Below are 8,346 nucleotides of genomic sequence, written 5' to 3'. Positions count from 1 at the left end.
GCGCGGCCCGGGCCGCGGCCCCGCCCGACCGCGGCTGCGCGGGCCCGGGCGGCGGCGGGCGGCGCGGCACCCGGGCGTACAGCTCCTCGGCCAGCGAGAACAGGTCGGCGTGCCGGCAGCGGGCGGCGGCGTCCTGGCCGAGCCCGGCCTCCTCCAGCCCGGCGGCGATCTCCAGCGGGTCGACGGCGCGCTCGCACAGCTCCCGGTGCTCCGCCATCACCTCGCGCACCGGGTCCGCGCTGCCGCCGGGCAGGGGGCCGCCGGACATCAGCGGGCCTCCGCGAGTTCGGCCGGCCGCACGCCCTCGGCCGCCGTGTCCGCGTCCCGGGCGCCGCCGTCCGGCGGGGTGCCGCCGTGCGGGCCGTCGGCCAGCCAGTACTCGGCGGGGCGGGCGAAGGGGCGCGGCGCCGGGACGCCCTCGCCGCCGCCCCCGCCGCCGGGGAAGGCCGGGTACTGCGAGACCAGCTCCAGGTAGATCTCCCGGAAGGCGCCGATCACCGGCTCCACGGCGAAGCGTTCCTGCGCCCGCAGCCGCCCGGCCAGACCGAGTCGGCCCCGCCGCTCCTCGTCGCGCAGCAGTGCCAGGCAGGCGCCGGCCAGGGCGCGCGGATCGCGGGCGGGCACCAGCAGCCCGGTCGGCCCGACCACCTCGCGGGCCACCCCGACGTCGGTGGAGACCACCGCCCGGCCGCTGAGCAGCGCGTCGGCGAGCAGCCGGGGGCTGCGCTGGGAGAGTCCCGAGAAGACCGCCACCGTGCCCGACTCCCAGGCCCCGGCCAGCGAGCGGGGCCGTCCGGCGAACTCCACCGCCGGGGCCACTCCCAGCCGCTCGGCCACCGCCGCGCAGTGCGCCCGGTAGCCGGGCGCCGCCCCCTCGCCGTACACCACCAGCCGGGCGCCGGGCAGGTCGGCGCGGACCCGGGCGAAGGCGTGCAGCGCCAGCTCCGGGTCCCGGCCCGGCTCCAGCGCGCCCGCCCACACCAGGGTCGGCGCCGCGGGTTCCGGCCCGGCGGCCGGGCGGTCCACCGCCGGGGTGCCCTCGTACACCACCCGGGTGCGCGCCGGATCGGCCCCGCAGCGGCGCTGCCACTGCTGGTCGTGGGCGCTGCCCGGGGTGAGTATCGCGGCCCGCCGGTACGTCTCCTCGGTGAGCGCCCGGAAGAAGGACAGCAGCAGGGCGCGGACCGGCCACCGGTACGGCGCCTCGCGGTAGCCGAGGTACTGCTCGCGCAGGTGCAGTCCGTGCTCGGTGACCACGAACGGCACCCCGTGCAGGTGCCGGGCCACCAGGGCGGGCAGCGCGGCCGGGCCGCCGCCGACCACGTGGCACAGGTCGACCGCGCCGAGGCCGCCGGGGCCGGTGCCGTACCAGGGCGCGGACAGCGGGCGCAGGCACTGTTCCAGCAGGTCCGCCGCGACCAGCACGTCGCAGACCAGCGGCTGCCCGGCCGAGGTGTCCGCGCCGGGCAGCCGCCAGGTCCGCTCCAGCAGCCGGCGGGCGTGCGCGGAGGCCAGGAAGGCGGGCAGCGTGCCGTCCTCCCGGGCGAGCGCGGCGAGCCGGTACAGCCCCGGCCCGAAGCCCGCTCTCTCCCCGGGCAGCACCAGGGCCCGCACCAGCTGTTCGTACGCCCCGGCGTACCGGCGTCTGCGCGGCGCGCGCGGTGCCCGGCCGCCCGGCCGGCGCCCCCACAGCGCCAGCTCGTACGCGCCGCGCCAGGCGGGCGACAGCCGCTCCGCCGTGCCCGGCTGTTCCGGGCCGGTGAGCAGGTACCGCTCGAACCCGTGCTCCGGCAGGCCCTCGGCGAGCCGGTCGCACCAGCCTCCGGTACCACGGCGGGGATGCGGACGGGCACCCTCGGTGAGCAGGGCAACGCGCACGGGAGACCTCCGGGGCAGAGCGGGTTCGCTGGGCGGGACCACGGACGGACCGACGGGTGCCCGGGCGGCCCGGGCAGTGGCCCGGGGTGCCCCCGTACGGCGGCGGGGACGGTCGGGGCCGGGGAGTCCGGTCGGCCGGGGCCGGCGCCGCGGTGCCTCCGGGCGGCCCGCCGGCGGCCCGGTCGCGGACGCGCCGCGTTCCGTTCCCCCGGGCACCCGCTCCGGCGGTCGGGCCCGACCCGCCGGGACCTCGGCCGCGACCGCCCTCCGGTTCCTCCGGCGGTCGCGACTCCCCCACACCTGTTCGGTCCGACAGCAGAAAGGTAGGACCGGCCCGGGCCGATCCATCGGTCACATGCCTGCCTGCCACCTGATCGAGTGAACCGACGTGACCTCGACCGGGACCAGGGCGTTACCGGGCGGTATGCGCGGCCGCCCGCGCGGCCCCGCCCGGGCGCGCGGTCGGCCCGCCACGGCACGTGCTCAGCCCCTGGTCCGCGCCCGGCCCGCCGTGTGCGCCCGGGCCGTGGTCCGCGCTCAGCCGGCGGTGTGCGCGATCAGCTCCCGCACCGCGCGGGCGACCTCGTCGGGGTGCTCCATCATCGCCACGTGCCCGGACTCCGGCAGCACCAGCAGCCGGGCGTCCGGGAAGGCCGCGCAGGCGCGGCGGGCCGAGCGGTAGGAGACCAGCTTGTCGCGCAGCCCGTACACCAGCAGCACCGGCGCCTCGACCCGCTCGGCCTGCCGCCACAGCGCCTGGTCGCCGCGCTCGGTGTACGCCGAGACGATGCCGCGGGCCGAGCCGACCAGCGCCTGCATCGCGTGCGGCACCTCCAGCCGGCGCCGGTACTCGGCCACCGCCTCGGCCCGGGCCGCCGGGCTCAGACTGCCCGGGTCGCCGTAGACCAGCCGCAGCAGGTCCTCGGTGGCCGCCTCGGCGTCGCGCCCGCCCGCGGACAGCCGGCGCAGCACCGCGGGCACCCCGGGCACCGCGAGCAGGGCGGTCGGCCAGGCGGAGTGCTGCGGGGGCAGCTCGGGCAGAGCCGGGGAGACCAGGGTGAGGCTGCGCACCAGGTCCGGGCGCAGCGCCGCCAGCCGGACGGCGACCGCGCCGCCCAGCGAGTTGCCGAACAGGTGGACCGGGCCGCGGCCGGAGGCCTCCAGGTAGCCGATCACCGCGCGGACGTGGCCGGAGACGGTGAGGTTGCCGTCGGTGGGCGGGTGGGAGCGGCCGAAGCCGGGCAGGTCCACGGCCTCGCCGTCGACCTGCCCGCCGAGCCGGTCCATCAGGGCCTCCCAGTTGGCGGCCGAGCCGCCGAGGCCGTGCACGAAGAGCCCGGGCTCGCGCCCGTCGGCGGCGCCGTCGACGGCGGGACGGTGCACCGCGAGCACCGCGCCGGGGACCTCGACCGTACGTACCTGCTGCTCAGCGCTGCTCATGGTGGACGATGGTAGTGAGCCCGCCCCGGGAACCCCGGGGTGGTCCGGCCGCCGGCCGCCTCCGTTCCACCACTGCCGAGGCCGAGGTCAGCGCCGTATTGTGGGCTCCTGACAACCAGGCCGATCGTCTTTTCTCGCCTTCGCCGAACGCGGACGCGGTTACCGAAAAGTAGAATCGGCCATCTTGCCAGCCGCGAACAGACCCCGAAGTGAGGAGCGCCGTGACGGCCATCCAGGAGGCGCAGGAGCGCCCGCGCGGTGCCCGCCTGCCGCGAAGCGCCCGCCGTGAACAACTGCTCGGTGCCGCCCAGGAGGTGTTCGTCGCGCAGGGCTACCACGCGGCCGCCATGGACGACATCGCCGACCGCGCCGGGGTGAGCAAGCCGGTGCTCTACCAGCACTTCCCCGGGAAGCTGGAGCTGTACCTGGCGCTGCTGGACAAGCACTGCGACGCCCTGGTCGAGTCGACCCGCGAGGCGCTGTCGGCGACCACCGACAACAAGCAGCGGGTGGCCAACACCATGGAGGCGTACTTCAACTACGTCTCCAGCGAGTCCGGCGCCTTCCGGCTGGTCTTCGAGTCGGACCTGACCAACGAGCCGGCCGTGCGCGAGCGGGTCGAGCGGGCCTCCGAGGCGAGCGCGACGCTCGTCAGCAAGGTGATCCAGGAGGACACCGACCTGCCGGAGGCGGAGTCCAAGCTGCTCGCCGCCGGGGTCTGCGGCCTGGCCCAGATCACCGCCCGGTACTGGCTGTCGCAGGGCCTGGCGATCCCCCGCGACGAGGCGGTCCGGCTGGTCGCCAGCCTGTCCTGGCGCGGTCTGAAGGGCTTCCCGATGCACCCGGGCGAGCAGTCCGGCGAGGGCACCGCCCACCAGGGCTGATCCGCCGACCTTCGCCGGGCCGGGGATCCGGTGCTCTATGGTGAAGCCGTACGGCACGGTCGCCGCGAACGCTTGTCCCAGGCGGTCCGGTGCCCGTGCGTGGAGGCTGCAACCCCGGAGGGACGGAAGCCGTGGAGGTCAAGATCGGCGTGCAGAACGCGCCCCGCGAGATCGTGATCGAGAGCTCGCAGACTGCCGATGAGGTCCAGAGCGCGGTCGCGAAGGCGCTGGAGGGCTCGGAGAAGATCTTCGCGCTGTCCGACGAGCACGGCCGTCGCATCATCGTCCCGGCCGAGCGCCTGGCGTACGTGGAGATCGGCGAGTCGGCCGCCCGCAAGGTCGGTTTCGGCACCGCCTGAGGTGCCGCAGCACAGCATCGTCCGGTGCCCCGTTCCCGCGAGGGAGCGGGGCACCGTCGTGTCCGGGGGCGCTGTGGCCCGTGGGGCTGCGTCGCGTGTACGAGCGGGTGGGGCGGGGTACGGCGAGGGTGCGGCGCCGGTGCCGCACGCCCGTCCCCCCGGGAGGCAGCCTTGCTGGTCGAGTCGATCGTCTTCGCCCTCGTCGGCCTGGTCACGGGCGGCACGGCCCTGCTGGCCCGGCCGGCGTACTTCCGGGCCGCCCGGGCCCTGGTCCTGGGCACCGCGCTGGCGGCGGCGCTGGTCGGCGGGGTGGTCGCGCACTTCAGCGTGGACGGCCGCCAGCCCGCGGTGTCCGTCGCGGCCGCGGCGGTGGCCTCGGGCGTGCTCACCTCGCTGCTGGCCCGGCCGGACCTCGCCGCGGGGCGCGCCCCGGCCCACCGGCACCACCCGCACCGGCCCGGCACCCACCGCGCGGCGCGGCGGCACCGGGCGGCCTGAGAACCCCCGGTAGGTCGCGGGCCGCTAGGAGGCCAGGCCGAGGGCGGCCATCCGCTTGGTGTGCGCCTCGGTGATCCGGTTGAACATCTTGCCGACCTCGACCAGGTCGAAGCCCTGCACCTGGACGCCGCCGACCAGCAGGTTGGACAGCGCGTCGCGCTCGGCGACCACCCGCTGGGCCTGGCTGAGCGCCTCGCCCATCAGCCGCCGGCCCCACAGGGCGAGCCGGCCGCCGGCCCGCGGGTCGGCCTCGATCGCCTGGCGGACCTTGTCGACGGCGAACTGGGCGTGGCCGGTGTCGGACATGACGCTCAGCACCAGGTCGCGGGTGTCGTCGTCCAGCCGGACGGCCACCTCGCGGTAGAAGTCGGTCGCGATGGCGTCGCCGACGTAGGCCTTGACCAGGCCCTCCAGCCAGTCCGAGGGCGCCGTCATCCGGTGGAACAGCTCCAGCGGCTCGACGAACGGCCGCATCGCCTCCTGCGGGTCGGCGCCGACCTCGGCGAGCCGGTCGTGCAGCCGCTGGTAGTGCTGGAACTCGGCGGAGGCCATCCGGGCCAACGCCGCCTTGTCGGCGAGGTCGGGCGCCAGCTTGGCGTCCTCGGCGAGCCGCTCGAAGGCGCTCAGCTCGCCGTACGCGAGCGCGCCGAGCAGGTCGAGCACCGCCGCCCGGTAGCCGGGGTCGGCCGAGCACGCGGCCCAGTCCCCGATCGAGCCGGCCGCCGCGTCCTGCGTCTCACCATGGGTCTCCATGACCCGCAACTTTAGTCCCGCCCGCCTGTCCGCCCCACCACCAGGCACGCCCGGGTGACCGCCCGGACCGGCCGCTCCGGTGGCAGTTGCCGGGGGCAATGTCAGACGCGTCACGTGTTCGAGTCGTCGCCTGACTGTATGGTGGTACGGAGCCCGTCGTGTTCGCATGGTGTCACCGCCGTCTCGGTACCCCGCGCGAACCCTCCGTAGCGGCACCGTCCAACCGGACGTGTCCGCACCGGTGGCACGGGTACTCACGTACGCGGATGCCCGGTCGGAGAGCCGATCGGCTCCGACCATGGCTTGGACCTCAAGCCTTGGCACCGCATCAGTGGCCGAGCGAGGGCCGCCGAGACCACGCCCCGAGGCGGAGGTCCCGCGCAGGTCCCTCACGGGAATCCTCCCCGACGCCGCCGGCGACGCGCCCCGCACCGGGCAGCGCGCACCGGCCGGCCGCAGGGACCGGCGCGGTTGTGCGTCCGCGCAGCTGTACCAGGGCCGTCCAGGCCCGTAGACAGCCGCGCGGCTGCCCGCCCGCCGCTCGCTCTCGGCCCTTTCGAAAACGGAAGAGGCAGCACCCTGTCCACCACCGCTGAACCCATCAAGACGACCTTCCGGGACCTGGGGATCCTCCCGGAGACCGCCGAGGCACTCGAGTCCGTCGGCATCGTCCACCCCTTCCCCATCCAGGAGATGACCCTCCCGGTCGCGCTGACCGGCCACGACGTCATCGGCCAGGCCAAGACCGGCACCGGCAAGACCCTCGGCTTCGGCCTCCCGCTGATCGAGCGGGCCATCGTGCGCGCCGACGTGGACGCGGGCCGGGCGACCGAGGAGCAGCTCTCCGACTTCCCGCAGGCGCTGATCGTCGTCCCGACGCGCGAGCTCTGCACCCAGGTCACCAACGACCTCCAGACCGCCGGCAAGGTCCGCAACGTCCGCGTGCTCGCGGTCTACGGCGGCCGGGCGTACGAGCCGCAGGTCGAGGCGCTCAACAAGGGCGTCGACATCGTCGTCGGCACCCCGGGCCGTCTGCTGGACCTCGCCGGGCAGAAGAAGCTGAACCTGTCGAAGGTCCGCGCGCTGGTCCTGGACGAGGCCGACGAGATGCTCGACCTGGGCTTCCTGCCCGACGTCGAGAAGATCATCACCATGCTGCCGGCCAAGCGGCAGACCCTGCTGTTCTCGGCCACCATGCCGGGCCAGGTCATCAGCCTCGCCCGCCGGTACATGAGCCAGCCGACCCACATCCGGGCCGCCGCCCCGGACGACACCGGCGCGACCGTCGCCAACATCGAGCAGCACATCTTCCGTGCGCACTCGCTGGACAAGGTCGAGATGGTCTCGCGCATCCTGCAGGCCGACGGCCGCGGGCTGGCGATGATCTTCTGCCGCACCAAGCGCACCGCCGCCGACGTCTCCGACCAGCTGACCCAGCGCGGCTTCGCGGCCGGCGCGGTCCACGGCGACCTCGGCCAGGGCGCCCGCGAGCAGGCCCTGCGGGCCTTCCGCAACGGCAAGGTCGACGTGCTGGTCTGCACCGACGTCGCGGCCCGCGGCATCGACGTCGAGGGCGTCACCCACGTCATCAACTACCAGTGCCCCGAGGACGAGAAGACCTACCTCCACCGGATCGGCCGCACCGGCCGGGCCGGCGCCTCCGGCACCGCCGTCACCCTGGTCGACTGGGACGACATCCCGCGCTGGCAGCTCATCAACAAGGCGCTGGACCTGTCGTTCAACGACCCGGAGGAGACCTACTCCACCTCGGCGCACCTGTACGAGCTGCTGAAGATCGCGCCGGGCACCAAGGGCATCCTGCCGCGCTCGGAGCGCACCCGCGCCGGGTTGAACGCGGAGGAGGTCGAGGACCTCGGCGAGACCGGTGGACGCGGTGCCCGCGCGCCCCGCGGCGGTCGCGGTGGGCGCGGCGGCCAGGGCGGCTCGGACCGTCCGGGCGCCGGCTCCGGCTCCGACCGTCCGGGCTCCGGCGCGGCCGAGGCCGAGGAGCAGAAGCCGCGCCGCAACCGTGAGCGCCGCCGCACCCGTCGGGGCGCGGCGGTCGGCACCGAGGGCGAGGCCGCTGCCGGCGTGACCGAGGCCGCCGCGGCGGCTCCGGCCGTCGAGGGCGCCGAGGGCGAGGCCGCGCCGCGCCGTCGCCGCCGCCGCTCGCGCGGCGGTGCCGCCGCTGCCGAGGCCGTCGTGGCGGTCGAGGCGGTCGAGGCGACTCCGGTCGCCGAGGCCGTCGTGGCCGAGGCCGTGGCGGTCGTCGAGGCCGCCGTCGAGGCGATCGCGGAGGCTCCGGCCCCGGCGAAGAAGGCCACCCGCACCCGGACCCGCAAGCCGAAGGCGGAGGCCGTCGAGACCGCCGCCCCGGTCGTCGAGGCGGCTCCGGTCGCCGAGGCGGTCGTCGAGGCTCCGGCCCCGGCCAAGAAGGCCACCCGGGCCCGCAAGCCGAAGGCGGAGGCCGTCGAGGCCGCCGCCCCGGCCGCCGAGGCCACCGAGGCTCCGGCCCCGGTGAAGAAGGCCACCCG

The 8,346-nt window shown here is 76.1% G+C and carries 7 protein-coding genes and 1 pseudogene; 4 read left to right on the top strand and 4 right to left on the bottom strand.

The features are described 5' to 3' along the window. The 3 genes and pseudogenes from ACFRQN_RS38430 to ACFRQN_RS38420 all read right to left on the bottom strand — a co-directional run. Nucleotides 1–268 (bottom strand): annotated as a pseudogene (locus ACFRQN_RS38430) (hypothetical protein); the annotation flags it as partial. Next, nucleotides 268–1,878 carry a DUF3492 domain-containing protein gene (locus ACFRQN_RS38425; RefSeq protein ID WP_380745229.1) on the bottom strand — a complete coding sequence of 537 codons (1,611 nt, stop codon included), beginning with the start codon at nucleotides 1,876–1,878 and terminating at the stop codon, nucleotides 268–270. The gene ACFRQN_RS38425 and the pseudogene ACFRQN_RS38430, both read right to left, overlap by 1 nt. Nucleotides 1,879–2,415: 537 nt before the next feature. After that, entirely contained in the window at nucleotides 2,416–3,318 is a 903-nt protein-coding gene (locus ACFRQN_RS38420; RefSeq protein WP_117489448.1) for an alpha/beta fold hydrolase, read from the bottom strand. A 221-nt stretch (nucleotides 3,319–3,539) separates the two neighbouring features. On the opposite strand from ACFRQN_RS38420, the gene ACFRQN_RS38415 reads away from it, so the two are divergent. From ACFRQN_RS38415 to ACFRQN_RS38405, 3 genes are all read left to right on the top strand, one after another. After that, complete coding sequence (locus ACFRQN_RS38415) at nucleotides 3,540–4,202, top strand: TetR/AcrR family transcriptional regulator (protein WP_049660673.1); 663 nt, start codon at nucleotides 3,540–3,542, stop codon at nucleotides 4,200–4,202. 131 nt (nucleotides 4,203–4,333) lie between these two features. Then, a complete protein-coding gene (locus ACFRQN_RS38410; RefSeq protein ID WP_049660675.1) occupies nucleotides 4,334–4,561 on the top strand; it encodes a DUF3107 domain-containing protein in 228 nt (75 codons plus the stop codon). Between the two features lie 171 nt (nucleotides 4,562–4,732). Beyond that, nucleotides 4,733–5,059: a hypothetical protein gene (locus ACFRQN_RS38405; RefSeq protein ID WP_074001381.1), complete on the top strand. Its 327-nt coding sequence runs from the start codon at nucleotides 4,733–4,735 to the stop codon at nucleotides 5,057–5,059. Nucleotides 5,060–5,083: 24 nt separating this feature from the next. Here the strand turns inward: ACFRQN_RS38405 and ACFRQN_RS38400 are convergent, their stop codons facing one another. Beyond that, a complete protein-coding gene (locus ACFRQN_RS38400; protein ID WP_049660234.1) occupies nucleotides 5,084–5,812 on the bottom strand; it encodes a ferritin-like fold-containing protein in 729 nt (242 codons plus the stop codon). A gap of 693 nt (nucleotides 5,813–6,505) precedes the next feature. On the opposite strand from ACFRQN_RS38400, the gene ACFRQN_RS38395 reads away from it, so the two are divergent. Further along, a partial coding sequence (locus ACFRQN_RS38395; protein WP_380745227.1) for a DEAD/DEAH box helicase occupies nucleotides 6,506–8,346 on the top strand: 1,841 nt, incomplete at its 3' end.

Source organism: Kitasatospora sp. NPDC056800 (assembly GCF_042789775.1).
Taxonomy (GTDB): domain Bacteria; phylum Actinomycetota; class Actinomycetes; order Streptomycetales; family Streptomycetaceae; genus Kitasatospora.
Note: the sequence above shows the minus strand (reverse complement) of the source record. Positions and strands in the feature narration are given on the sequence as shown.